The 24,863-nt window shown below is 65.3% G+C and carries 24 protein-coding genes; 17 read left to right on the forward strand and 7 right to left on the reverse strand.

Annotated elements, in window-relative coordinates:
- Positions 1-4 precede the first annotated feature (4 nt).
- The 10 genes from FJ423_RS22600 (at position 5) to FJ423_RS22650 (ending at position 9,595) form a co-directional block, all read left to right on the forward strand.
- On the forward strand, positions 5-478 hold the full coding sequence (locus FJ423_RS22600; RefSeq protein WP_140845286.1) for a hypothetical protein: 474 nt from the start codon (positions 5-7) through the stop codon (positions 476-478).
- Between the two features lie 271 nt (positions 479-749).
- Positions 750-1,097, forward strand: a complete 348-nt coding sequence (locus FJ423_RS22605; protein ID WP_140845287.1) for a hypothetical protein — start codon at positions 750-752, stop codon at positions 1,095-1,097.
- Positions 1,098-1,426: 329 nt separating this feature from the next.
- On the forward strand, positions 1,427-1,798 hold the full coding sequence (locus FJ423_RS22610; protein ID WP_140845363.1) for a hypothetical protein: 372 nt from the start codon (positions 1,427-1,429) through the stop codon (positions 1,796-1,798).
- Between the two features lie 126 nt (positions 1,799-1,924).
- The gene (locus FJ423_RS22615; RefSeq protein WP_348642921.1) at positions 1,925-2,482 is read left to right on the forward strand and encodes an endonuclease domain-containing protein; all 558 of its coding nucleotides are present in this window, start codon (positions 1,925-1,927) and stop codon (positions 2,480-2,482) included.
- Between the two features lie 56 nt (positions 2,483-2,538).
- On the forward strand, positions 2,539-3,165 hold the full coding sequence (locus FJ423_RS22620) for a CDGSH iron-sulfur domain-containing protein (protein WP_140845288.1): 627 nt from the start codon (positions 2,539-2,541) through the stop codon (positions 3,163-3,165).
- 53 nt (positions 3,166-3,218) lie between these two features.
- Positions 3,219-3,521 carry a cupredoxin family copper-binding protein gene (locus FJ423_RS22625; protein WP_140845289.1) on the forward strand — a complete coding sequence of 101 codons (303 nt, stop codon included), beginning with the start codon at positions 3,219-3,221 and terminating at the stop codon, positions 3,519-3,521.
- A 331-nt stretch (positions 3,522-3,852) separates the two neighbouring features.
- Positions 3,853-5,874 carry a hydantoinase/oxoprolinase family protein gene (locus FJ423_RS22635; protein WP_140845290.1) on the forward strand — a complete coding sequence of 674 codons (2,022 nt, stop codon included), beginning with the start codon at positions 3,853-3,855 and terminating at the stop codon, positions 5,872-5,874.
- A gap of 243 nt (positions 5,875-6,117) precedes the next feature.
- On the forward strand, positions 6,118-8,286 hold the full coding sequence (locus tag FJ423_RS22640; RefSeq protein WP_140845291.1) for a malate synthase G: 2,169 nt from the start codon (positions 6,118-6,120) through the stop codon (positions 8,284-8,286).
- A 126-nt stretch (positions 8,287-8,412) separates the two neighbouring features.
- Positions 8,413-8,994 carry a DUF308 domain-containing protein gene (locus FJ423_RS22645; RefSeq protein ID WP_140845364.1) on the forward strand — a complete coding sequence of 194 codons (582 nt, stop codon included), beginning with the start codon at positions 8,413-8,415 and terminating at the stop codon, positions 8,992-8,994.
- Positions 8,995-9,007: 13 nt separating this feature from the next.
- A complete protein-coding gene (locus tag FJ423_RS22650) occupies positions 9,008-9,595 on the forward strand; it encodes a TetR/AcrR family transcriptional regulator (RefSeq protein ID WP_140845365.1) in 588 nt (195 codons plus the stop codon).
- 28 nt (positions 9,596-9,623) lie between these two features.
- Here FJ423_RS22650 and FJ423_RS22655 read toward each other — a convergent pair whose 3' ends face one another.
- The 5 genes from FJ423_RS22655 to FJ423_RS22675 all read right to left on the reverse strand — a co-directional run bounded on the left by FJ423_RS22655 (position 9,624) and on the right by FJ423_RS22675 (position 14,949).
- Complete coding sequence (locus FJ423_RS22655) at positions 9,624-11,153, reverse strand: YifB family Mg chelatase-like AAA ATPase (RefSeq protein ID WP_140845292.1); 1,530 nt, start codon at positions 11,151-11,153, stop codon at positions 9,624-9,626.
- Between the two features lie 251 nt (positions 11,154-11,404).
- Positions 11,405-12,472, reverse strand: coding sequence for a glycosyltransferase (locus FJ423_RS22660; protein WP_140845293.1), 1,068 nt, complete (start codon positions 12,470-12,472; stop codon positions 11,405-11,407).
- A 64-nt stretch (positions 12,473-12,536) separates the two neighbouring features.
- Positions 12,537-13,490, reverse strand: coding sequence for a glutathione synthase (gshB, locus tag FJ423_RS22665; RefSeq protein WP_140845294.1), 954 nt, complete (start codon positions 13,488-13,490; stop codon positions 12,537-12,539).
- Positions 13,491-13,570: 80 nt separating this feature from the next.
- A complete protein-coding gene (locus FJ423_RS22670) occupies positions 13,571-13,945 on the reverse strand; it encodes a GtrA family protein (RefSeq protein WP_140845295.1) in 375 nt (124 codons plus the stop codon).
- Positions 13,945-14,949 (reverse strand): glycosyltransferase, encoded by a 1,005-nt coding sequence (locus FJ423_RS22675; RefSeq protein ID WP_140845296.1) that lies wholly within the window; start codon positions 14,947-14,949, stop codon positions 13,945-13,947. The genes FJ423_RS22670 and FJ423_RS22675 overlap by 1 nt, the downstream gene beginning before the upstream one ends.
- A gap of 128 nt (positions 14,950-15,077) precedes the next feature.
- On the opposite strand from FJ423_RS22675, the gene FJ423_RS22680 reads away from it, so the two are divergent.
- The 7 genes from FJ423_RS22680 to FJ423_RS22710 all read left to right on the forward strand — a co-directional run bounded on the left by FJ423_RS22680 (position 15,078) and on the right by FJ423_RS22710 (position 23,533).
- The gene (locus FJ423_RS22680) at positions 15,078-16,874 is read left to right on the forward strand and encodes a GtrA family protein (protein WP_140845297.1); all 1,797 of its coding nucleotides are present in this window, start codon (positions 15,078-15,080) and stop codon (positions 16,872-16,874) included.
- A gap of 246 nt (positions 16,875-17,120) precedes the next feature.
- A complete protein-coding gene (locus tag FJ423_RS22685) occupies positions 17,121-18,470 on the forward strand; it encodes an EAL domain-containing protein (protein WP_140635945.1) in 1,350 nt (449 codons plus the stop codon).
- A 268-nt stretch (positions 18,471-18,738) separates the two neighbouring features.
- Positions 18,739-19,506: an SDR family oxidoreductase gene (locus FJ423_RS22690; protein ID WP_140845298.1), complete on the forward strand. Its 768-nt coding sequence runs from the start codon at positions 18,739-18,741 to the stop codon at positions 19,504-19,506.
- Positions 19,503-20,438: a 2-dehydro-3-deoxygalactonokinase gene (locus FJ423_RS22695; RefSeq protein ID WP_140845299.1), complete on the forward strand. Its 936-nt coding sequence runs from the start codon at positions 19,503-19,505 to the stop codon at positions 20,436-20,438. Before FJ423_RS22690 ends, FJ423_RS22695 begins: the two co-directional genes overlap by 4 nt.
- Positions 20,435-21,073, forward strand: a complete 639-nt coding sequence (locus FJ423_RS22700) for a 2-dehydro-3-deoxy-6-phosphogalactonate aldolase (RefSeq protein WP_140845300.1) — start codon at positions 20,435-20,437, stop codon at positions 21,071-21,073. Before FJ423_RS22695 ends, FJ423_RS22700 begins: the two co-directional genes overlap by 4 nt.
- On the forward strand, positions 21,073-21,945 hold the full coding sequence (locus FJ423_RS22705; protein ID WP_140845301.1) for an SMP-30/gluconolactonase/LRE family protein: 873 nt from the start codon (positions 21,073-21,075) through the stop codon (positions 21,943-21,945). Before FJ423_RS22700 ends, FJ423_RS22705 begins: the two co-directional genes overlap by 1 nt.
- A gap of 535 nt (positions 21,946-22,480) precedes the next feature.
- Positions 22,481-23,533: a D-alanine:D-lactate ligase-like protein gene (locus FJ423_RS22710; RefSeq protein WP_140845302.1), complete on the forward strand. Its 1,053-nt coding sequence runs from the start codon at positions 22,481-22,483 to the stop codon at positions 23,531-23,533.
- A gap of 297 nt (positions 23,534-23,830) precedes the next feature.
- Here FJ423_RS22710 and FJ423_RS22715 read toward each other — a convergent pair whose 3' ends face one another.
- Positions 23,831-24,100, reverse strand: coding sequence for a DUF1330 domain-containing protein (locus FJ423_RS22715; protein ID WP_140845303.1), 270 nt, complete (start codon positions 24,098-24,100; stop codon positions 23,831-23,833).
- 57 nt (positions 24,101-24,157) lie between these two features.
- Entirely contained in the window at positions 24,158-24,841 is a 684-nt protein-coding gene (gene pyrF, locus FJ423_RS22720; protein ID WP_140845366.1) for an orotidine-5'-phosphate decarboxylase, read from the reverse strand.
- Between the last annotated feature and the right edge of the window lie 22 nt (positions 24,842-24,863).

Here is a 24,863-nt window from a genome sequence, read left to right on the forward strand (position 1 = left end):
GGCGATGGCCGCGCCGCTCGAAATCCGCAACAGCCCGTCGGGAAAGATCCTGCCCGCCGTCGGTCCGTTCCTGCTCGGCGGCATTTTCGGCTTCGGCGCGCTGCAGGGCGTGGCCTCGGGCGCGAACAGCGGGCATGTGCTGTGGATCGCGCTGCTCGGCGCCGCCTGCCTGGGCCTCGGCGCATCAATCGCGCGCGGTGCTTTCGATAGTTCGGTCAAGGTGGTGCTGGACAGCCAAGGCTTCCGCGATGCCCGCGCCGGCGACGTGCTGGTGCCGTGGAACAAGGTGCGGAGCATGCGGCTCGCCTCCGGCGGCAAGGCGCGGCGATGCTCAATTTCGAGCTCACCGAGGAGCCGCCCGACGCAATCCGCTATTCCTCCGCCAACGCCTTCGGGATCATGCCCTTTGGCCGGAACATCGTGCATATGGAAATCTCCTCGCTCGACGTGCGCGGGGAGGAACTGGTGGATGCGGTGAAGACATTCGCGCCGCATGTGGTGAGGCGCTGACTTTCCCTTCTCCCCCTGTGGGAGAAGGTGGCCGCGAAGCGGCCGGATGAGGGGTGTTGGAAGGAATGAGGCATCGGCGATTGGGTACAATGCGCCGCCTGCAACGAACGGCCTCGCCAAGCTGGAACACCCCTCATCCGTCTCGGCGCTACGCGCCGAGCCACCTTCCCCCACAAGGGGGGAAGGGGAGGTCGCGCCTTGCGCCCACCCATGCTCTACTTGCCCCGGGGGACCTCGCCATGATTCGCGCTCTGCTCGCCTTCCTTCTGCTCACCTCGCCGGCTTTAGCCGCCGACATGTCGGTCTTCGTGCGCAACCAGCGTTCGGACGGCGTCGCGGTCGAGCTGTTCAGCCGCGACAGCCAAAAAGTCTGGCCGGGCGACGACAAGGTGTTCCTCATCCGCCCGAAGGCGCGAAAGTCCGTGCCGATCTCCTGCGAGCCGGGCGAGCATATCTGCTGGGGCGCCTGGGTGAACGGCGACGATTCCGTCACCGCCGGCGTCGGCCCCGACAACGACCAGCCCTGCGACACCTGCTGCTTCATCTGCACCGAGCATTCGACCGAGACGGTGGATTTAGCGGAGTAGCGGGGCGTTGAAGCTGCCAATCTCCCCCCAAGAGGGGGAGATGCCCGGCAGGGCAGAGGGGGGCGCGAAGGATCGCGGCGTTTGTTGTTGTCGAAACAAGAAATCTTGGTCAAGGTTTTGATCTCAATTGGGTGGGAAGTCATCGCGAGGCGCCCCCCTCTGGCCTGCCGGCCATCTCCCCCTCCAGGGGGGAGATCGGCCAATCGCCACGGTCTCACCAATTCCCCAAATTCCGTCAGCCATTTTCGCCGCCGCCCCTTGGCATATGCGCCCGCCATGTCATCATCCAACCATCGGCCGTGGGGGCCGATTCGACCTCGGGGGTTCTCATGTCTTCCACCTTCGCGCGCCGCGTTGCCGCCGCGCTTTCGCTTGCCGTCCTCATCGCGCCCGCCGCTCACGCCGGCGACGTCACCTTCCAGATCAAGAACAATCATCCCAACGCCATGCGCGTCGAGCTCTACAGCCAGGACCGCGACTATGTCTGGCCGGGCGAGGGCAAGGATTTCTATCTCGACGACGGCGAGACCAAGCAATTGCCGATCTCGTGCAACGAGGGCGAAAAGATCTGCTACGGCGCCTGGGTCGACGGCGATGAAGAAACCTATTGGGGCGTCGGCCCCAACAACAAGGAAACCTGCGAGGACTGCTGCTACACTTGCAGCGGCGGCCAGACCGAGGAGATCGACCTGGAGGAGTAGCTCTTCTCCTTCTCCCCTTGTGGGAGAAGGTGTATCGGCGCGCAGCGCCGAGACGGATGAGGGGTGCTCCAGCGGAGTGAGACGCCGGATACTTGAGCGGTCACCTACATCGGCCAGTCTTCCGCCATGCCCCACCAACCCGTAACCCCGGCCAAAAGGAATTTCGCTCGGTCGATGCGCCGTGAGTCGACCGACGCGGAGGACCGTCTATGGCAGGAATTGCGCGGTCGTCGTCTCGACAACATCAAATTTAGGCGGCAAGTGCCTATTGGTCGGTTCGTGGCGGATTTCCTTTGCGCCGAGGCCAAGCTCGTCGTTGAGATTGACGGCAGCCAGCATGCGGAATCGCGCCATGACCAGGAACGCGATGCCGAGCTGAAAGTCAGGGGCTTTCGCGTGCTGCGGTTCTGGAACGACGATGTGCTGAAGGATTTGGATGCGGTCTGCGACACCATCATTGCCTATGTGAGGGATGAGAGTCTGCAACCCTGGCGGCAGCGGTGCATCGGCGTTCCTGCCAAGCTGGAGCACCCCTCATCCGTCTCGGCGCTGCGCGCCGAGCCACCACCCGGCCCTTCGCAGGCTCAGGGCGTTCGAAGCTCGAAAAGCCAAGCAATTGGCTTTTCGTCCGCTAACGCGGACCGCTTCTCACCCCACAAGGGGAGAAGGGGAGTTCATTCTTGACGCCCCTCTCACCATCGCCCTAGCCTCGTCTCAACCCAACAGGAGACCCCACCCACATGGCAGGCACGGTCGAAGGCGAGAAGATCGACGTTTCTTTCAGCGGCAAGCGTTGCATCCATTCGCGCAATTGCGTGCTCGGCAACCCGCATGTTTTCGTGCCCAACGCGCCGGGCGAGTGGATCCACCCTGACGCGGCCAGCGTCGAGCGGGTCGTGGCGCTGGCGGAAAACTGTCCGTCGGGCGCCATCACCTACACCCGCAAGGATGGCGGGCCGCAGGAGAGGCCGCCGGTGGTCAACACCGTGCGGTTGCGCGAGAACGGACCGCTGGCCGTGCATGCCGAAATCGTGCTCGGCGAGGAGACCCTCTTCCGCGCCACGCTCTGCCGCTGCGGCCTGTCGCAGAACAAGCCGTTCTGCGACAACAGCCACATCAAGGCCGGCTTCACCGCCACAGGGGAGCCGCCGCTGAAGGAGGCGCAGATGCTGGAAGCGCGGGACGGCCCGCTGACGGTCACCCCCACCGTCAACGGCCCGCTCAAGGTCGAAGGCAATGCGGAGATCGTCACCGGCACCGGGCATACCATCGCGCGGACCACCAAGGTGTTCCTCTGCCGCTGCGGGCATTCGGCCAACAAGCCGTTTTGCGACGGGTCGCATAAAAGAGTGGGGTTCGTGGCATGACAAACGCCGCGCCCGCCTTAGCTTAGGGGGAGGACTCTCAGGAGGAATCCGCCATGCGCACCATGCTCACCCTTGCCTTGCTTGCCGTCGCAATGCCTGCCTTCGCCGCAAACCACGCGGTCGAGATCAAGGACATGAAATTCCACCCGGCCAAGATCAGTGTCGCCGTCGGCGACACCGTGACCTTCACCAACGCCGATTCCAAGACGCACACCGCCACCGCGGATGACGGTTCCTTCGATACCGGCCAACTCGCCAAGGGCAAGCGCGCCAAGGTCAAGATATCGGCCGCCGGCGCGCATCCGTTCCATTGTGCGATCCACAGCTCGATGACGGGCACCGTCACGGCGAAATAGGAAACGCCGGCGCTTGAAAGACTGCTGCGCAGGCCGGCGCGAGGCCCCCCTCTCTGCCCTGCCGGGCATCTCCCCCTCAAGGGGGGAGATTGGCAGCTTGGACGCCGGCGCCCCCTTTGCGACGTTGGCGATTGGCGAAAGCGCCGGCGACATCTGATCTCTCCCCTTGAGGGGGAGATGGCCGGCAGGGCAGAGAGGGGGGCCTCGCGTCGACGTTTCCAATAAACCCCGGCGCCTCTCCCCCTGGCCCACCTCTCCCGCCTTTATCCGCCTGCCGGTATCGGCTAAGGGCTTCGCAACAAAGCCCTCGACCCTGGACCGCCTCGCAGAAATGACCGCCAAGCCTCCCCCTCTCTTCCTCGGCATCGACACCGGCGGCACCTACACCGATGCGGTGCTGTGGTCGGAGGAAGGCGGCCCGAAGGGCAAGGTGCTGGCCAAGGCGAAGTCGCTGACCACGCGCCACGACCTCGCCGTCGGTATTTCCGGAGCGGTCGACGCGGTGCTGGAACAATCCAGGACCGATCCTGCCTCGATCAAACTGGTTTCGATGTCGACGACGCTCGCCACCAACGCGCTGGTCGAGGGCCAAGGCGGGCGCGTGGCGCTGGTGATGATCGGCTTTTCAGAGGCAGACCTCGCCCGCGACGGGCTGAAGACGGCGCTTGGCACCGACCCGGTGGTGTTCTTGCCCGGCGGGCATGACGTGCACGGCAATGCGGCCAAGCTCGATCTTTCCGGACTCGAGGCGGCGCTGCCGGAACTGGGCGGCTCGGTATCGGGCTTTGCCGTCTGCGCCTATTTCGCCACCCGCAATCCGGCGCATGAGCTCGCGGCCCGCGACCTCATCCGCGACAAGACCGGCCTGCCGGTTACCGCCAGCCACGAGCTTTCCGCCAAGCTCGGCGGCCCGCGCCGCGCGCTCACCACTTTGCTCAATGCGCGCCTGATCTCGATGATCGACCGGCTGGTGGCGGCGACCGAAGGCTTTCTTGGCCAACGCGGCATCGCAGCGCCCCTGATGGTGGTGCGCGGCGACGGCGCGCTGGTGTCGGCGGCCTTTGCCCGCCAGCGGCCGATCGAGACCATATTGTCCGGCCCGGCCGCCAGCCTGGTCGGCGCGCGCCACATGACCGGGCTGGACGACGCCATGGTCTCGGATATCGGCGGCACCACCACCGATGTCGCCGTGCTCGATGGCGGCCGGCCGCGGCTTGATCCGGAAGGCGCCACCGTCGGCGGCTTCCGCACCATGGTCGAAGCCGTCGCCATGCGCACCTTCGGCCTTGGCGGCGACTCCGAAGTGGCGCTGGAAGACGGCGCGCTCGACCCGAAAATCCTGCTTGGGCCGCGCCGCCTGGTGCCGCTGGCGCTGTCCGGCATGGTGCATGGCGAGGCCGTCACCGCCGAGCTGGAGCGCCAGCTGCGCGCCCCCAATCCCGGCCGCATGGACGGGCGCTTCGCCCTGCGCACCGGCGTGCCGGACCGGCTCGCCGCCGGCCTCACCGGGCCGGAAGCGAAGCTCTACGAGACGATCGGCGCCGCGCCGCTGGCGCTCGACCGGCTGCTCGCTTCCAACGCGCAGAACGCCACGCTGAACCGGCTGGTCGCGCGCGGGCTGGTGCACATCTCGGGCTTCACGCCATCCGACGCCGCCCATGTGCTGGGAAAACAGGCCAATTGGCACGCCGCCACCGCCCGGCTCGGCGCCGAGCTTTTCGCCCGCCGCCGCGACGGCCGCGGCCAGACGATCGCAGCGACGCCGGAGGAGATTTCGCAGCGCGTGCTCGTCACGCTGACCCGCTGGTCGGCCGAATATATTTTGGAGACCGCCTTCGCCGAGGACGGGCTGGACGGCGCCGCCACGGTGGCGCATGCGCTGGTGCAGCGCGCCGTCGACGGCCATCCTGGCATCGCTCGCTTCACCGTTGCGCTCGACCGCCCGGTCATCGGCCTCGGCGCCTCGGCGCCGCTGCATTATGCCGGCCTGCCGCCGCTGATCGGCAATGGCTGCATCGTGCCGGAAGACACCGATGTCGCCAACGCGCTCGGCGCCGTCGTCGGCCAGGTGCGCGTCTCGGCCGAGGCCCGTGTCAGCCAGCCCAAGGAAGGCCTGTTTAGGCTGGCCTCGGGCCAGACGGTGCGCGATTTCACCGAGGAGGACAAGGCGATCGAGGCAGCGCAAGCCGATGTGCGGGCGCTCGCCGCCGATCGCGCCAAGGACGCGGGCACCGACAGCGCCGAGATTCACGTTTCCACCGAGTTCAAGGTCTCGACCATCGAGGGCCAGCGCATGTTCATCGAGGCGCATGTGGTGGCCGTGGCGTCGGGACGGCCGCGGATTGCGGTCTAGCGCAGCTTTCCCTTCTCCCCTTGTGGGAGAAGGTGTCGCCGAAGGCGACGGATGAGGGGTGCTCCAGGGAAAGTCAGCCTCCGCTGGAACACCCCTCATCCGTCTCGGCGCTTGCGCGCCGATCCACCTTCTCCCACAAGGGGAGAAGGAAAAGGCCGCGCCCCTCTACACCCTAAGCTGAATTGACCCCGCAACCCCAAACATGCCAAACGCCCGGCAAGCCACCTATCTGGAGACGTGCAGATGACCGACCGCATCGAGATCGCCGGGTTGCGGATTGCCCGGGAGCTCCACGACTTCGTCGCCGAGGAGGCGGCAGTCGGCACCGGCATCGACGCGGAAAAATTCTGGACCGGCTTTTCAGCCATCGTCCACGACCTCGCGCCGAAGAACCGCGCGCTGCTCGCCAAGCGCGACGCCATGCAGGAAAAGCTCGACTTCTGGTATCGCGCCAATGGCGCGCCGATCGACATGGAGGCCTACAAGAATTTCCTCAAGGAGATCGGCTATCTGGTGCCGGAAGGGCCGGACTTCAGCGTCAGCACGGAACATGTCGATCCCGAGATTGCGGTCGTTGCCGGGCCGCAGCTCGTGGTGCCGGTGATGAATGCGCGCTATGCGCTCAACGCCGCCAATGCGCGCTGGGGCTCGCTCTATGACGCGCTCTACGGCACCGACGTCATTGCCGAAACCGGCGGCGCCGAGAAGGGGAAGGGCTTCAATCCGGCGCGCGGCGGCAAGGTGATCGCCTGGGCCAAGGATTTCCTCGACCAGTCCGTGCCGCTGACCACCGGCAAATGGGCGGGCGTCAATGGGCTGTCGGTGGCGAATGGCGCGCTGAAAGCAGGCGAGGGCGCCGGCGCCACGACGCTTGCCGATCCGAGGCAGTTCGTCGGCTATCGCGGTGATGCCGCCACGCCGGAAGCGGTGCTTCTGGTCAAGAACGGTCTACATATCGAAATCGTGATCGACCGCGCCAACCAGATCGGCAGGACCGATCCGGCGGGTATCGCCGACGTCCTCCTCGAAGCCGCGTTGACCACCATTCAGGATTGCGAGGATTCGGTCGCCGCCGTGGATGCGCAGGATAAGGTCGTCGTCTATCGCAACTGGCTCGGCCTGATGAAGGGCGACCTCGCGGAAGAGATCGCCAAGGGCGGCAAGACCTTCGTCCGCAAGCTCAACCCGGACCGCACCTACACCTCGCGCGGCGGCGGCACGCTTACGCTGCCCGGCCGCTCGCTGATGCTGGTGCGCAATGTCGGCCACCTGATGACCAATCCCGCGATCATCGACCGCGACGGCAACGAGGTGCCGGAAGGCATCATGGATGCGGCGCTCACCGCGCTGATCGCGCTGCACGATATCGGCCCGAACGGCCGCCGGATGAATTCCCGCGCCGGCTCTATGTATGTGGTGAAGCCGAAGATGCACGGGCCGGAAGAGGTCGCCTTCGCCGTCGAGATCTTTGATCGCGTCGAAGCGCTGCTCGGCATGGCCAGGAACACCATCAAGATGGGCATCATGGACGAGGAGCGGCGCACCACCGTCAACCTCAAGGAAGCGATCCGCGCCGCGAAGGAACGCGTGGTGTTCATCAACACCGGCTTCCTCGACCGCACCGGCGACGAGATCCACACCTCGATGGAAGCCGGCCCGATGATCCGCAAGGGCGACATGAAGCAGGCCGCCTGGATTTCCGCCTATGAGGCCTGGAATGTCGACACCGGCCTGGAATGCGGGCTCGCCGGCCACGCCCAGATCGGCAAAGGCATGTGGGCGATGCCGGATCTGATGGCGGCGATGCTGGTTGAGAAGATCGCCCATCCCAAGGCCGGCGCCAACACTGCCTGGGTGCCGTCGCCGACGGCGGCGACGCTGCACGCCACGCATTACCACAAGGTCGACGTGCACGCCGTGCAGGCGGCGCTGAGGAGCCGGCCGAAGGCGAAGCTCGACGATATCCTGTCGGTGCCGGTAGCAAGGCGGCCGAACTGGACGCCGGACGAGATCCAGCGCGAGCTCGACAACAACGCGCAGGGCATCCTGGGTTACGTCGTGCGCTGGATCGACCAGGGCGTCGGCTGCTCGAAAGTGCCCGATATCAACGATGTCGGCCTGATGGAGGACCGCGCCACGCTGCGCATCTCCTCGCAGCACATCGCCAACTGGCTGCGCCACAAGGTGTGCTCGGAAATCCAGGTGAGGGACTCGCTGCAGCGCATGGCGGCCATCGTGGACCGCCAGAATGTCGGCGACCCGCTCTACCGCCCGATGGCGCCGGACTTCGACAATTCCATCGCCTTCCAGGCCGCCTGCGACCTGGTGTTCAAGGGTACGGTGCAGCCGAACGGCTACACCGAGCCGGTGCTGCATAAGCGGCGACTGGAGCTGAAGGCGCGCGAGCAGTAGCGCGGCGCAAGCGGGCGCCGATCACGTAAACGAGATATCGAGGTGATCGGCGACCGGCCCGCAAGGGCATTGACGATTTTCAATCTACCTACTAGTTGGTAGGCAATTGAAATGAAAGGAACCGTCATGCCTGCACGAATGAACCATGCCCAGTCCTCAAACGGCTGGCTCAAAAGCTACTATTTTCTGCGGTTTGCCGTGTCGGCGGCCTGGGTCGCGATAGCCGTCATCGTCGCGAAGTCGGTTCCGCCGCTCGCCGCCGTAATGCTGGTGGCCTACCCCGCCTGGGACGCGCTCGCGAACTATGTCGACGCGCAGCGCAGTGGCGGCTTGGGCCGCAACAAGTCGCAGCTCCTCAATTTCGCCGTCAGCATCGTCACCGCAATCGCGGTCGCTATCGCGCTTGGCCGCAGCATGAACGCGGTGCTCGCGGTCTATGGGGTCTGGGCGGTCGTCTCCGGCGCGTTTCAGCTTCTCACCGCGGCGCGTCGCTGGAAGAGTAACGGCGCCCAATGGGCGATGATCCTGAGTGGCGCGCAATCAGCGCTAGCCGGCCTCTTTTTTGTCAAGATGGCGGGCGGCGCCGAGGCCATCGGCATCGCCAATGTCGCGCCCTATGCAGCTTTCGGTGCCTTCTACTTCCTCGTGTCCGCCGTGTGGCTGTCGGTCAGCGATATCCTTCGCAAGTCGCCGCCGGTCGCGAGTTGAGGTAGGCATGTCCATGGACAAGCCCTCGAACACCGCCGATGACATACTGGCCGCCGCGCGACGCTTCATCGTCGCCGGCGGCTATAACGGGTTCAGCTACGCCGATATCGCCGACGTGGTCGGTATACGCAAAGCCAGCATCCATCATCATTTCCCGAGCAAGGTCGACTTGGTGCAAACCCTGGTCAGGCGCTACCTCGAGGATGCCGTGACAGGCATGACGGAGCTAGAGCGCAGTGTGCCTGCGCCGCCTCAGTTGCTGCGCACCTATGCCGACTTCTGGGCGCAGTGCATCGAGGATGCGAGCAGGCCGATCTGCGTCTGCGCGCTGCTTGCCAGCGAGCTTCCGGCCCTTCCGCCTGAGGTGGCCGCGGAGGTCCGGGCCTATTTCCGGTTTCTCTCGGGGTGGCTGACCGGCGTTATCGAGCGCGGCGCCGCGCAAGGCACATTGACGATCGCCGCCGCGCCGCACGTGGAGGCGGAAGCCTTCATGGCGACCGTGCACGGGGCGATGATTTCCGCGCGGGCCTATGGCGATGGATCGAGCTTCGCCATGATCCTGGCACCGACGCTGCAGAAGCTGATCCCGGCGCAAGATTGAAGAGGGATGAAAGCCCGATACGCCCGCTTCACGCCGCCTGCGCCATGCGCTCCGCGCTCATCCTATAGGAGATCGCCTCGGCGAGATGGATACGGCCGACGGTTTCGCTGGCGTCGAGGTCGGCCAGCGTGCGCGCCACCTTCAGCACGCGGTGATAGGCCCGCGCCGAAAAGCCGAGCTTTTCGCTGGCGTCCTTGAGCAGCGTCAGCCCGGCGCTATCGGGCTTGGCGATCTCCTCGATGATCGAGGGCGGGCAGTGCGCGTTGGTGGTGGCGCCCGCACCCAATCTTTCCAGCCGCTCGCGCTGCATGGCACGCGCACGTGCCACGCGCTGCGCCACCGAAGCGCTCGTCTCGGCCTTGTCCGGCCGGATCAAGTCGCTTGCCGAGACCGCCGGCACCTCGATCCTGAGGTCGATGCGGTCGAGCAGCGGGCCGGAAATGCGCGCCTGGTACTCGGTGCGGCAGCGGTCGCCGCGCAGGCAGCGATAGCCGGGCTCGCCCGACATGCCGCAGCGGCACGGATTCATCGCCGCCACCAGCTGGATGCGCGCCGGATAGGTGACGCGGTGGTTGGCGCGTGCGATCATGCAGTCGCCGGTTTCCAGCGGCTGGCGCAGCGCATCCAAGGTCTGCGGCGTGAATTCCGGCAACTCGTCGAGGAACAGCACGCCGTGATGGGCGAGCGAGACCTCGCCCGGACGTGCGCGCAGCCCGCCGCCCACCATCGCCGCCATCGAGGCCGAATGATGCGGGGCGCGGAACGGCCGCCGGTCGGTCAGCTTGCCTTCGCCGAGCTCGCCGGCGACGGAAGCGATCATCGACACTTCGAGCAGCTCCTTCGGCGCCAGCGGCGGCAGGATCGAGGGCAGGCGCTGCGCCAGCATCGACTTGCCCGAGCCGGGCGGCCCGACCATGAGAAGGTTGTGGCCGCCGGCGGCAGCCACTTCGACCGCCCGCTTGGCGCTCTCCTGGCCCTTGATGTCGGCGAGATCCGGCAGGTCGCGCGCGGCAAGCTGGATGCCGGCCTCGGGCCGCGACAGCACCTGCGTGCCGCGAAAATGGTTGGCGACGGCAATCAGGCTGCGCGGTGCAAGGATGTCGAAATCCTTGCCTGCCCAGGCCGCCTCCGGGCCGCAGGCGAAGGGACAGATCAAGCCCTTGCTTTCGGCATTGGCGCCGATCGCCGCCGGCAGTGCGCCGGCCACGCCAGCGATGGTGCCGTCGAGCGACAATTCGCCAAGCACCACATAGCCGGCCAGCATATCGCCCGGAATGGCGCCAAGCGCCGCCATCAGGCCGAGCGCGATCGGCAGGTCGTAATGGCTGCCTTCCTTGGGAAGATCGGCCGGCGCGAGGTTCACCGTCACCTTCTTCGACGGCATCGACAGGCCCGAGGCATGCAGCGCCGCCTGCACGCGCTCGCGGCTTTCGGCCACCGCCTTGTCCGGCAGGCCGACGATCTGCATGCCGACCTTACCCGGCCCGACCATCACCTGGACATCGACCGGCAAAGCTTCGATGCCCTGGAAAGCCACCGTGCGAACCCGCGCCACCATTTATCCAAAACCCCCGGCCTCAACGCGCCCGCATCCACCATCGGGCCGCGAGCGCGTACAGTCCAGACAACCATAGATTTTCGAAACACGCAAGAACATTACAGGAACATCTATCCGCGAAGATGATGGATTTCGGCCAAAGCTCCTTCTGGACTAAAAGGCCGAGGCGCGCCCGAGCAGCCGCTATCGCCGCGTGCTCTCGACCTGTTGAACAAGGCGAGCAGTCCCTCCGGCAATCGGGCTGTTGCCGTCTAGGCGGTGATGAAGGCATCGACCGTGCCTGAAAGCGATCGATCGATTGCGATGTGGGGTGGAAGCCACTCCATGACAGGATATCGGAAAGGCCAAGGCATGGCGAGCCGGCGCAAAGAGCCGCTTTCCAGAAAAATCTCATTTACAAGGTCTATGAACCGCCGGCGGTCTCGCTCAACTCGTTTCAAAGTTTGCGAACGAATATAAGCCCGGGGGATTCGTCGCTCCTTCAGCGCTAAGACAGCCTCCGCGATGGATCGAGGGTCGGGTGGAACTGTAAGCGAATATTCGTCATCGAGATAAAGGTCTCGACCACCATGGCTCGGGGTCGTGACAACAGGTAGCCCCGCGAGAAGATACTCTGTGCTGGCGAACATTGGTCCCTCTATTGCAGAGAGACAAATTCCCACGGCTGCACGATTTAGATGCATGTTCACATGAGCCGGCGCCAATCGAACAGGTTTGCCGGTGCTGTCAAACTCATTGATAAACACGTGACCCGGCGCGAGCTCCCTGTGCCGATTTACCCGCGCCCTTTCCGACTCCGTCGTGGATGACCCCACTGAATCACGATAAAAGACAAATGCACAACGCTCGATACCAAGGGACAAGTCGTGGCGTTTCCACGAAGCCAGTTGCGCATTGTATATTGCATCAAATTCTACAGGGATGTCCTCGAGGGGCCTGAATATGTATTCGGAGGTTGTTGAAGTCTTGTTATGCAGGACGGCGGCCTCACCGGACTGATTCAAGAGATCAGCCTCGGCTTGTGTGTTGGATAGGAAGATTAGCGAGTGACGGGGGTTCCCAAGTCTATGCAGAACGGCATAGGTCCGGATCATTTTGACGCTGGAATTGTTTTCGATGGACCAGGTTGGCGAGATGAGAAACCAGGCACGGTGACTGCGTGGAAGGAGAGGCATGTGACTTGCCAATCCAAGGGGCGTACCGGACATTCCCGAATAGGATATGAACGGATCGTCCGACAGCAAACTTGCCTGAAGAGCAGGTTGCGACTTCGCGGAAGAGTACCACTCTTTCCGGAGATAGCGGCGATGACGCAACATTGCTCCGACAATCTCGGATACGGTAGGAGGCCGATATCCGTGCTGCAGAGTCAACATGCGGCAATTACGCGGCCGACTTCAGCCGCTTCCCTTCCACGCAGTCCCAAAACAAGCTCGCGATATCCGCGCCGCCAAAGCGCTGCACTTCGCGCACGCCGGTCGGCGAGGTCACGTTTATCTCGGTCATGTAGTCGCCTATCACGTCGATGCCGACCAGGATGAAGCCGCGTTCCCTGAGCGCCGGTCCGATGCGGGCGCAGATCTCGCGCTCGCGCTCGGTCAGCTCGGTCTTCTCGGCGCGGCCGCCGACATGCATGTTGGAGCGGGAATCGTGCTCGGCCGGCACGCGGTTGATGGCGCCGACAGGCTCGCCGTCGATCAGGATGATGCGCTTGTCGCCCTTGCGCACGTCCTTGAGATAACGCTGCACGATATAGGGCTCGCGGAACAGTTGGCCGAACATTTCGAGCAGCGAGGCGAGATTGCGGTCGGCCTCGTGCAGATGAAAGATGCCGGCGCCGCCATTGCCGTAGAGCGGCTTGACGATGATGTCGCCGAACTCCTTGCGGAAGGCCGCCACTTCCTGGGGATCCTTGGTGATCAGCGTTTCCGGCATCAGGTCCGGGAATTCGGTGACGAAGATCTTCTCCGGGCTGTTGCGCACCCAGGCTGGGTCGTTGACCACCAGCGTCTTCGGATGGATGCGCTCCAATATGTGCGTGGTGGTGATGTAGTTCATGTCGAAGGGCGGGTCTTGCCTGAGCAGCACGACGTCCATCTCGGAGAGGTCGGTGCGCACCTTCTCGCCCAGCGCGTAATGGTTGCCCTTCTCGTCGCGCACCTGCATCTCCTCGACGCGCGCGAACACTTTGCCGCCCACCATCGACAGCCGGTCGGGCGTGTAGTGGAAAAGCTTGTGGCCGCGCCGCTGCGCCTCCAGCGACAGCGCGAAGGTCGTGTCGCCGGCGATCGACACGGTGGAGACATGGTCCATCTGGACGGCGATCTTCAACGGCATTTGCGGTCTCCGGGGAACTCAGACGCCCGATATAGGGAAATCGGCGGCGCCTGCCAATCGTGCTCGCTTGGTGCAGAGGTTCAGCGGTCGAAGACCAGCCTGGAGTAGCCGAGGAAGGACAGCGCCATCGCGACGATCGAGGCAAAGGCCAGCGCCGCCAGTGGCGGCAGGGCAGGCAGCGCGAAGAGCAGAGCGCAGTAGACTAGGTAATTGACGATGCTGGTGGCGATGCCGACGCTGCCATAACGCACGCCTTCCTGCGCGATGCCCCGGCTCGACGGCGCGAAGGTCAGATGGCGATTGATCTGCCAGGTGACGCAGAGCGCGAAGCCGATCGACAGCAGGCGCGCCGCCATCGGGCCGAGCGGCGTGGCGGCAAGCAGCAGCCAGAGCGCCGCGGCGTCGGCGACGAAGCCGATGCCGCCGGCAAGGGCGAAGCGGACGAGGCGATCCACTATGCCGCCCGCGAGGCCTTGCCCGGTTCGCCCTTGGGCGAGGCCTGCCCGGATATCCCGCGCTCGGCGCGGCCGGAGGAAATCGACAGATAGAAGATGCGCTTCTGCTCGGCCCGGCCGCGCGAGACGGAATCGAGGATCAGCCCGGTCATCATCGACAGCATGGCCAACAGCAGCATGCCGATCGACAGCACCCAGGTCGGCATGCGCGGCACCAGCCCCGTCTGCGCGAACTCGACCAGCACCGGGATCATCAGGCCGATGCTGGCCGCCAGGAAGAACAGCGCGAACGTGCCGAAGAAGCGCAACGGCTGCGTCTCCTTCACCAGCATGGCGAACATCCACAGTATCCTGGCGCCGTCGCGGAAGGTCGACAGCTTCGACGACGAGCCTTCCGGACGGCGGCCGTAATCGAGCGCCATCTCGCTCACCGGCAGCTTGAGCTGCGAGGCATGCACCGACATCTCGGTCTCGATCTCGAAGCCGCCGGAAACGGCCGGAAAGCTTTTGACGAAGCGGCGCGAAAAGACCCGGTAGCCGGAGAAGATATCGGTGAAGTCGGTCCCGAACAGACCCTTGTAGAGGCGGTTGAAGAGGCGGTTGCCGAAAGCGTGGCCGTTGCGGCCGGCATCGTCGCTCACGCCGCGCCTGGTGCCTACCACCATGTCGGAGCGCTCGGTCTGCAGGACGTTGATCAGCTGCGGCGCATCCTCCGGCGCATAGGTGCCGTCGCCGTCGGCCATCACATAGATATCCGCGTCGATGTCGGCGAACATGCGCCGCACCACATTGCCCTTGCCCTGCCGCGGCTCGCGCACGACGGTGGCGCCGGCGGCTCGGGCTTTCAGCGCCGTGAGGTCTTTGGAATTGTTGTCGTAAACATAGATCGCGGCCGAAGGCAGCGTCTCGCGGAAGCGCCGCACGACGTCGCCGATCGTCAGCTCCTCGTTGTAGCAAGGCAGGAGCACGGCGATGACCGGCTCGTGGCGGACTGCATGCGGCATGTCTGTCTCCGGACGCCCGATCCAGCCTCCGGCCGTGCTCATGCCGGCCCTGTCGAGCCGTTTTACTATTTATTGAAGCCGTTAAGGCTAGGTTTAAAACCGATCCTCTCCCTTCAAAGGCCACCGCAATGGGCACAGCCGAGACCGGCGCCGCCGCCTGGAAGTCCGATCTGGCGCTGGCGCTGCTTGCCGCCCTGCACGCATTCGCTATCAATGCATGGGCCGGCTTTGGCCAACTGACCGATGCCGGCGGCGACAACGACAATCTGCTGCGCCTCGTCGAGGTCCGCGACCTGCTCGCCGGCCAGGGCTGGTTCGACCTGCACCAATACCGGATGGGGCTGGAAGACGGCTTCGTCATGCACTGGTCGCGGCTGGTCGACGCGCCGATCGCCGCCATCGCATTTGCGGCCTCGGCGCTCACCGGCAGCAGGCCGCTCGGCGAGGACGTGGCGCAGGTGATCTGGCCGGCGCTGCTCTTCTGGTCGACCTTGTTCTTCACCGCCCGCGCGGCGCGCAGCTTCGGCGGTGGCGGCGCGGTGCTGCCCGCCATCCTGATCGGCGCCGCCGGCTATTATTTCATCGGCATCTACGACCCCGGCGCGCTCGACCACCACAACGCCCAGCTGACGCTCACCATGGCGAGCCTCGCTTTGCTGCTCGAGGCGCCCTCCCGACGCTGGGCCGCGTTGTTGTCCGGTCTCTGCGCCGCGCTGACGCTCGCCGTCGGCATGGAAACCGTGCCCTATGTCGCCACCATCGGCGTGTGCGTGGCGCTGCTGTTCGTCGCCGATCCAGGCGGCGAACGGGCGATCGCCCGGAATTTCGGCCTTGGCTTTGCCGGTGTCGCGGCGCTTGTCTTCGCCGTCACCGTTCCGCCTTCCGCATGGGGCGTGGCGCAGTGCGACGCCTTCTCGGTCGCGCAGTTTGTCATCGCGGCCATTGCCGGCGCGGGGCTTGCCGCTATCGCCTCCGTCGAGCCCGCCGCCGGCAGCTGGCCGCGCAGGCTGGGGTCGCTTGCGCTTCTGGGGGTCGTGCTCGGCGTGGTCGTGGCGGTGCTGTTCCCGCAATGCCTCTCCGCGCCTTATGCCTCCCTCGATCCGCGCCTCAAGGACCTGTGGCTCGACCATATCGACGAGGCCCAGTCGCTGTTTGCGCTGCTTGTCCGCGATCCGGCGCGCGTGGCGGCGCGTTACGCGACGCCGCTGGTCGCGATCGTCCTGATGGCACGGCACTTGCGCCGCGGCGGCTGGCGGCGGCAGGACAGTCTCGTTGCGGCACTGCTCGTCGTCGCCTTCGCGGTCGGCGCGTGGCAGGTGCGCGGCACCACCTTCTCGATCGCCTTTGCCGTCGTTCCGTTGTCGGCCTGGATCGAAAAATGGCGGGCGCGGGCCGAAGCCAGCTCCTCGCTCGGCGTGGCGCTGCGCCTTGCGGCCGTCTGGCTGGTCTCGATCAACCCGGTCTGGACGGGCGTCGCCGCGGCCGCCTCGGTGGCGTTCGAGAAAGGCAAGGCCGTCGCGGACGGCGGCGCCTCGGACAGGACTTGCCAGAAGAAGGCCAGTTTTGCGCCGCTCGGCGGCATGGCCGATACCACCGTGCTGACGATCTCCAATCTCGGAGCGCCAGTCCTCGCTTATAGCGGCCATCGCGTTTTCGCCGGCCCCTATCACCGCAACGTCGCCGGCAATCTCCTGGCGCTGGACGCCTTTCTCGGCTCGGCCGATGACGCGCGGGCAATCGTCGAGGCGCATCGCGTCGGCCTCGTCGCCATCTGCCCCGGCAATGTCGAGACCCTGATCCTGACCCGGAAGGCGCCGCAGGGTTTCCTTGCCGGACTGCTGCGCGGCTCCGTGCCGGACTGGCTCGAGCCGATCGGCGAGAAAGGCAGCCCGATCGAGCTCTATCGCTTAAAGCAAGCTGGCTAAAGCAATTCCCGAAGGTGCGAAACGGCGTTTGCTGCGCAATTGCATTCCAGAAGAGACCGTTCGATACTTATATTAGCAACTATGCATAAACGAATATTGGAGGTTGGGCTGCCATTTCTTGTCCAAAGCTGAGCCGGCGACGTGCCAAGCAGCTTCTGGACGATGGAAAAATCGATTTTCCGATACTTTTCCTAAACGCTTTGCTGCCACTCTGGCCATAAATACCGACATCAGAACAGAGGCATGATGCAAACGACGTTTGGCACCGGCCAGCCAGGCAAGGAAAATACGGATCTGGCCTTCACGGATTCGTTGACCGGGCTCGGCAACCATCGTCGCTTCTTCGACAAGGTCGATCGCCTGATCAGCGACCGCGCCGACGACCCCGCGCCCTTTACCGTCGGCATCCTCGACCTCGACGGCTTCAAGCCGATCAACGACCTGTTCGGCCACAAGGCCGGCGACGACATCCTGATCCAGGTGGCGATGCGGCTGCGCGCTTCGATGGACGGCTATTCCACGGTCTGCCGCATCGGCGCCGACGAGTTCGCCTACCTCTATCCGATGGTGTTCTCGGAGGAGCAGGCGGCCGAGACGTCGCGCATGCTGATCGAGATATTGTCGGCACCCTATGATGTCGGCGAGCGCACCGCAAGGCTTTCGGCCTCGGTCGGCTGCTCGCTGTTCTATTCCGGCGACGAGACCACCGAGATCCTTCTCAACAAGGCCGAGACTGCGCTCTATCACGCCAAGCGTTCGGGCCGCGGCCGCGTCGTCGTCTACACCCGCGAGATGGAAGAGGCGGCCAAGCGCGTCACCCGCATCGAGCAGGCGCTGCGGCGCGCCGTCTCGGCCGGCGAGGTCGAACCGCATTTCCAGCCGATCGTCGATTTGAGCAGCCGCCGCACGATCGGCTTCGAGACGCTGGCGCGCTGGACCGACCGCGACCTCGGCGTCGTGCCGCCATCCGTCTTCATCCCGATCGCCGAGGAACGCGGCATTATCGGCCCGCTGTCGCAGCTGGTGCTGCGCAAGGCGGCCGAGGCGGCGCGCAGCTGGCCGAAGGAGCTGTTCTTGTCCTTCAACCTGTCGCCCTCGCAGCTCGTCGACCAGAACACCGGCCTGCATATCCTGGCCATCCTCGACCGCACCGGCTTCGATCCACGCCGGCTGGAGATCGAGATCACCGAGACTGGCCTGATGAACGATCCGGCCTCGGCCGAGAAGATCGTCGAGGACCTGCGCCGCGTCGGCATCCGCGTCTCGCTCGACGATTTCGGCACCGGCCAGTCGTCGCTCGGCCGCCTGCGCGAGTTCCATTTCGACAAGCTCAAGATCGACCGCGCCTTCGTCTCCTCCATCCTCGACGACCGGCCGTCGGAGCACATCATCCGCGCCATCCTCGCAATGTGCGAAGGGCTCGGCATGGATGTCGTCGCCGAAGGCATCGAGGACGAAGCGCAGGCCGACCGCCTCGTCCAGTTCGGCTGCGCCGGCGGGCAGGGCTATCTGTTCGGCAAGCCGGCCGATGCCGACGCCACGCTCGGCTATCTGCGCGATTCCTATCGCGGCGCGCTGCACGCCAAGGCGATCTGACAAGGTCTGTTGGTATCAGGCGAGGCCGGTTTGCAAATGGCGGTCTCCTGCGCTTCCGGTGCTCACGTACTTTAAGTACGCCCCGCTCGGGTTCTCGGAACCCATTTTCGATTCGGCCTGACCTGTATCTCAACAAACCTTGAGCTGCTTCCGGGAGGCGGAGGTGCAGACCTCATTTGTCGGACATAAGCTACCGAAACCGCCATTTCGTCCTTGCTCCCGGGCCCGGCGTGGCTAGGATGCGCGCCGGCAAACGGGAGAACGGATCATGATGCCATCGGCGCGTTTCGCCGACCTCGACGGCGCCTCGGTGCTGATCACCGGCGGCGGTTCCGGCATTGGTGCTGCGCTCACCGAAGGCTTTATGCGGCAGGGCGCCAAAGTCGCTTTCATCGACATCGCCGACAAGCCAAGCACCGCCCTTGCCGACCGGCTGGAGAAGGAGCTCGGCCGCCGCCCGCTCTACCTCAGCGCCGACCTGCGCGACGTCGACGCGCTGCGCGCCGCCGCCGCGAAGGCGGCCAAGGCGCATGGCGACGTCACGGTGCTGGTCAACAATGCCGCGCTCGACGAGCGTCACGCAGTGGAAGACGTCACCGTCGAATTCTGGGACAACAACCTTGCGATCAACCTGCGCCCGCATTTCTTCACCGCCCAGGCCGTGGCGCCCGGCATGAAGCGCGCCGGCGGCGGCTCGATCATCAACTTCACCTCCACCTCCTATCTGATCAACCACCCCGATATGCCGGCCTACACCGCGGCCAAGGCGGGCATCCTCGGCCTGACCAAGGGCCTCGCCGGCAAGCTCGGCGCCGACCGAATCCGCGTCAACGCGGTGGCGCCAGGCTGGGTCATCACCGAACGGCAACGCAAGCTCTGGGTCACTGACGAGGCGCTCGCCGCCCATGTCGCCAAGCAGTGCATCAAGGATGTCATGCAGCCCGACGACATGGTCGGCACGGTGCTGTTCCTGGCGTCGGACGCCTCGCGCATGCTGACAGCCCAGATGCTGATCGTCGATGGAGGCTTCCTGTGAGCCCGGCACCAGCGGTCGCTGCGCTCGACTGGGGCACGACCAGGCTCAGGGCCTGGCTGCTCGACGGCTCGGGCAAGGTGCTTGCCGAGCGGCGCGGCGATGACGGGTTGATCACCGCCCGCGAAAAGGGCTTTTCGAACGTGTTGGAAGGCCATCTTGCCGCGATGGGCGCGCCGGAGGCGCTGCCTGTCATCATCTGCGGCATGGCCGGTTCGCGGCAGGGCTGGATCGAGGCGCCTTACGTCACCGTGCCGGCGCCGATCGGCGCGATCTTGCGCGGCGCCGCCCGCATCGCGGGCTCGGGCCGCGACATCCGCATCGTCCCCGGCCTCGCCCAGCGGCTGGCCGACGCGCCCGATGTGATGCGCGGCGAGGAAACCCAGCTTGCCGGCGCCGGTTTGCCGGCAAAGGGACGCCACCTCGTCTGCATGCCCGGCACGCATTCGAAATGGGTCGCGGTCGCGGACGGCGCGGTCACGGGCTTCGGCACCTGGCCGACCGGCGAATTATTCTCCGTGCTGGCAACGCACTCGATCCTGAAACACTCGCTGGGCGAACATCCCGCTCCGGTTGCCGCGGGCAGCCCGTTCTTCCGGCAATGGTGCGAGCGGGCTTTGAGCGAAGGCGGCGACGTCACCTCGAAACTGTTTGCCATCCGCGCCGCCGGGCTTCTGCAGGATCTGCAGCCCAATGATGCGGCGGCCTGCCTGTCCGGCCTACTGATCGGCGGCGAGATCGCCTCGGCAAGGCGCCGCTATGGCGCCAGCGATGCGCCGGTGGCGCTGATCGCCTCCGGCGCGCTGGCCGAGCTTTATGGCACAGTGCTGGGCCTAGCCGGCCTTGCCTTTCGCAGCGTGGACGCTGATGAAGCGGTGCGCGCCGGCCTCGTCGAAGCCGCGCGCGAGAACGGCATGATTGGAGGCGCTTCATGAGCCAGACCGCACCCTTCCCGAAGCTCAAGCGCGGGCTTGTCGCCATCCTGCGCGGGCTGAAGCCGTCCGAGGCGGTGGCGATCGGCCGGGCGGTCCACGACGCCGGCATCGAGGCGATCGAAGTGCCGCTCAATTCGCCGGAGCCGTTCCTCTCCATCGCCGATCTGGTCAAGGCGCTGCCGAAAAGTGCGCTGATCGGCGCCGGCACGGTGCTGACGGCGACGGACGTCGATGCCTTGCACAAGGCCGGCGGCAAGTTGCTGGTCAGCCCCAACATCGATGCCGAGGTCATGGGCCGTGCCATGCAATACGGCATGGTGACGATGCCGGGCGTGTTTACGCCGACCGAAGCCTTCCAGGCGATCCGCCTCGGCGCCTCGGCGCTGAAATTCTTCCCGGCAAGCGTGCTTGGATCGAGCGGCATCGCGGCGATCCGCGCCGTGCTGCCGGCAACGACGCTTGTCGGCGCCGTCGGCGGCGTTTCCGACAAGGATTTCGCCGGCTACAAAGCGGTCGGCGTCAGTGTCTTCGGGCTGGGATCGAGCCTCTACAAGCCGGGCGCGAGCGTCGAGGACGTGGCGCAGCGCGCCCGCGCCGCGATCGCCGCCTGGGATGAAGCTTTCGGAGTGGCGTGATGAATGGCGTTTCGGTTTTTTCCGACCATATCTGCGAGCTCGGCGAGGGCCCGAGCTACGATCCCGCCACCGACACGCTGTTCTGGTTCGACATCGTCAACGGCAAGCTTCTGGAAAAGCCGCTCGCCGGCGCGCTGAAAGTGCATGATCTAGGCGTCATGGCCAGCGCCATCGCGGTCATCGACGCCGACCGGCAGCTCATTGCCACCGAAGTCGGTCTGCAAGTCCGGGACGTCAAGACCGGCAAGCTGACGCTGCACACGCCGATCGAGGCCGACAATCTGCTGACGCGCTCCAACGATTCGCGCGTTCATCCCTGCGGCGCCTTGTGGACCGGCACGATGGGCAAGGACGAGCAGAAGGGCGCCGGGTCGATCTACTGGTTCTTCAAGGGCGAATTGCGCCGGCTGTTTTCGGGCATCACAGTCTCGAATTCCATCTGCTTCTCGGAGGACGGCAAAATCGCCTACTACACCGACACCGCGACCGGGCTTCTGATGCGCGTTGCCTGCGATCCGGCGACCGGCCTGCCGGCCGGCGAAGTGAAAGTGTTCGTCGATCATCGCTCCTCGAAAGGCTATGTCGACGGTTCGGTCGTCGACCGCGACGGCGTGCTGTGGAATGCCGTCTGGGGCGGTAAGGCGGTGAAGGCCTATGCGCCAGACGGCACGCTGCTGCGCGAGATCGCCATGCCGGTGACGCAGGCTTCCTGCCCCGCTTTTGTCGGTTCAAAGGCCGATCGGCTGGCGGTGACCTCCGCCTGGAAAGGCAAGGACGAGAAGCAGCGCGCTCTCGACCCGCAGGCCGGCATGACCTTCCTGCTCGACATTCCAGTCAAGGGGCGCTTCGAGCCGCGCGTGCTGATCGCATAATTTCTCGACACAGGGGTTTTGAAAGCGTTCCTGGTTGTCGGCAGGCAAGGTTTTACCGTTCATTCCATGAAATCAGCGCAAACCCTGGAGATTGGCCGAAGCCTCTCAAACTCGTCATTCCAGGGCGAAGCAGCCGCGAAGCGGCGTCGCGCAGACCCTGGAATCCATTCCGTGACCTGAGCTGTGGAGTGCAGCGGAGCAGAATTCTGCACCGTGAGCGGCGCTTCGACGTAACGGAATGGATCCTCGGGTCTGCGCGCGTCGCTTCGCTCCTTGCTCCGCCCGTGGATGACGATCGTGATGGGGGTTTCGGCTAATCTCCAAGGCCGCTCCCCAAGGCAAACATAGCCCGCGGTCAAATCCGTGCTGGGGTATTGGGAGCAATCTTCGCCGGAGTGTTCCATCCGGAATTGCATCAAGACAAGAGATGCGGCGGCCGGCTTACTGTCGCGCAATCGCCTCGGTTCGGTCGGTTTCCCGCAAGCCGGCCACTTCGGGCATGCGATGGTACGCGCCTGATTTCCCGGAGCTTTCGATGCCGCAGCCGACCTTGATCCTTGTCTACGAACCGGAAAAGGCCTGTTTCGACCGGCTGGTCGCCCAGGGTTATCCAGCGGAGCGCGCCATCGAGATCTCGTCCTATCTGGCGCAGTCGACCGACCTTGCGCCGGAATTCAACCAGCTTGCCGAGGCTTGCGAAAGGCGCGGCCTCGCCTTCAAGCCTGTCGAGCTCGACGACGCGGCGCCGGTTCTGGCGGAGGCCGATCCGGCAACGACGCTGGTCTGGACGCTCACCGACGGTATCGCCTACTTCCGTGGCGGCGCAGCACCTGCGCTGGCGCGGCTAAAGGGGCTGCGCACCATCGGCGCCGACGATTCGCTGTTCGCGCTCTGCCAGGACAAGCTGCGTTCCGGCGCCGTGCTCGGCGCGCTCGGCCTGCCGGCGCCGCAGGCCGGCCTTGCGCGCAACGGCACATGGCTGGTCGAGCCACCGGCCTCGCCCAAGGGCTGGTTCGTGAAACCCAACCGGCTCGGCGCCAAGATCGGCATTTGGCCGGATTCGCGCACCGCCGATCTCGGCCATGCGCTGGAGCTTAGCCGGCGTATTTTTTCGCATTACCGCGACGATGTCGTCGTCCAGCCCTATGTCGCCGGCCGCAACGTGCGGGCGAGCTTCCTCGGACTCAAACAGGAAACCGGCACGGACGCGCTCGGCATCGTTTTTGTCGATTCCGGCGGCGATTTCCAGACCATGGCCGATTCGATGGCGCTCTATGGCGGGACCGGCCAGGCGGCGAAGGATGCCGGCACCTATGCCGAGCCGGAGCTCGAGGCCGTCGGCGCGAGTCAGCCGGAGGCGGACCGAAAAATCCACGCTATCGCGCAGAAACTGATAAGCGGTCTCGGGCTGCGGGATGTCTTTTCCGTCGATTTCAGGGTCGAGGCTGACGACACCGTGCACCTCATCGAGTTCGAAGTCTGCCCCGGCCTGCCTTGCTTCGATTTCCGCGACTATTGCCGCAAGCAGTGGGGCCTGAGCCTCGCGGACGCTATGGCGGAGACGGCTGGCAACCGGCTCTTGGGTTAACAGGTCGACGTTATGACATTCACGATTGGCTGAGCCCTAACGACTTCGTCATTCCAAGGCGGAGCAAGGAGCGAAGCGACGCGCGCAGACCCTGGAATCCATGCCGCTACCTTGGCCACGGAGTGCAGCGGAGCAGAATTCTGGACGGTAGCGGCGCGTTGAAGTCACGGCCTGGATCCTCGGGTCTGCGCTGCGTCGCTACGCTCCTTGCTCCGCCCGTGGATGACGACAGATGGGCGTTTCGGCCAATCTCCAATGTATGCCGCGCAGCAACACCCGATCTGCCTGTTCGACGAACTAGACGCCCTCGACCAGCACGATCTCGCCATCGGCGACTTTCTGGCGGATGGCGGCGGCGCGCTGGTATTCCGGCGAGTGGTAGCAGTCATGCGCCACGGCCAGCGATTCGAACTCGATGATGACGTTGCGGGCGCGCCCCGGCCCTTCGGCTTTTTCGTGCTCGCCGCCGCGCGCCAGGAACTTCGCGCCGAAGCGGTCGAAGGCGAGCTTCGCGGCGGCGACATAGTCCTTGTAGCCCTCGGCGTCGCGCACATCGACACGGGCGATCCAATATCCCTTCGGATTCTTTTTCTCCTGTTGTTTTTCGCGAAAGAGGGCCGGTCCTCAGGCGGATTGCATTTCGGCGAGTATCGCCTCGGCCGCAGCGCGCCGGTCCGGCGCGGCGACGATCGGCCGGCCGACGACAAGGTGGCTGGAGCCGTTGCGGATCGCCTGCGCCGGCGTCACCACGCGTTTCTGGTCGCCATGGGCGCTGCCCGCCGGCCGGATGCCCGGCGTCACCACCGCCAGGTCGGGTCCGACGATGCGGCGCACCGCCTCGGCCTCCTCAGCCGAGCAGACGATGCCGCCCATGCCGGCATGCAGCGCCTGTTCGGAGCGCCGGAGCACCAGCGTGTGTGGGTCGTATTCATAGCCGGCGTCGATAACGTCCTGCTCGTCCATCGAGGTCAGCACCGTCACGCCAAGCAGGCAGAGCTCGCTGCCCCTGGCCGCCTCGACAGCCGCTCTCATGGTTTTTGGATAGGCATGCAGCGTCAGCATCGTTATGCCCATCTTGACGATGTTCTCGACGCCCTTGGCGACGGTGTTGTCGATGTCGAGCAGCTTCATGTCGAGAAACACCTTCGTGCCGCCGCTGGCGAGCTCCCGCGCGAAGTCCAATCCGCCGGCGAAGGCGAGCTGGTAGCCGATCTTGTAGAAGGAAACGGCGCCTTCGAGCTCGCGCACCGCCTTCTCGGCCTCTTTCAGCGTCGGCAGGTCCAGCCCAACGATCAGCCTGTCCCGCATAGTGTCGGCCTCCGCGAAATTG

Origin of the sequence: Mesorhizobium sp. B2-8-9 (assembly GCF_006439475.1) — a bacterium.
In the GTDB taxonomy this organism is placed as follows: domain Bacteria; phylum Pseudomonadota; class Alphaproteobacteria; order Rhizobiales; family Rhizobiaceae; genus Mesorhizobium.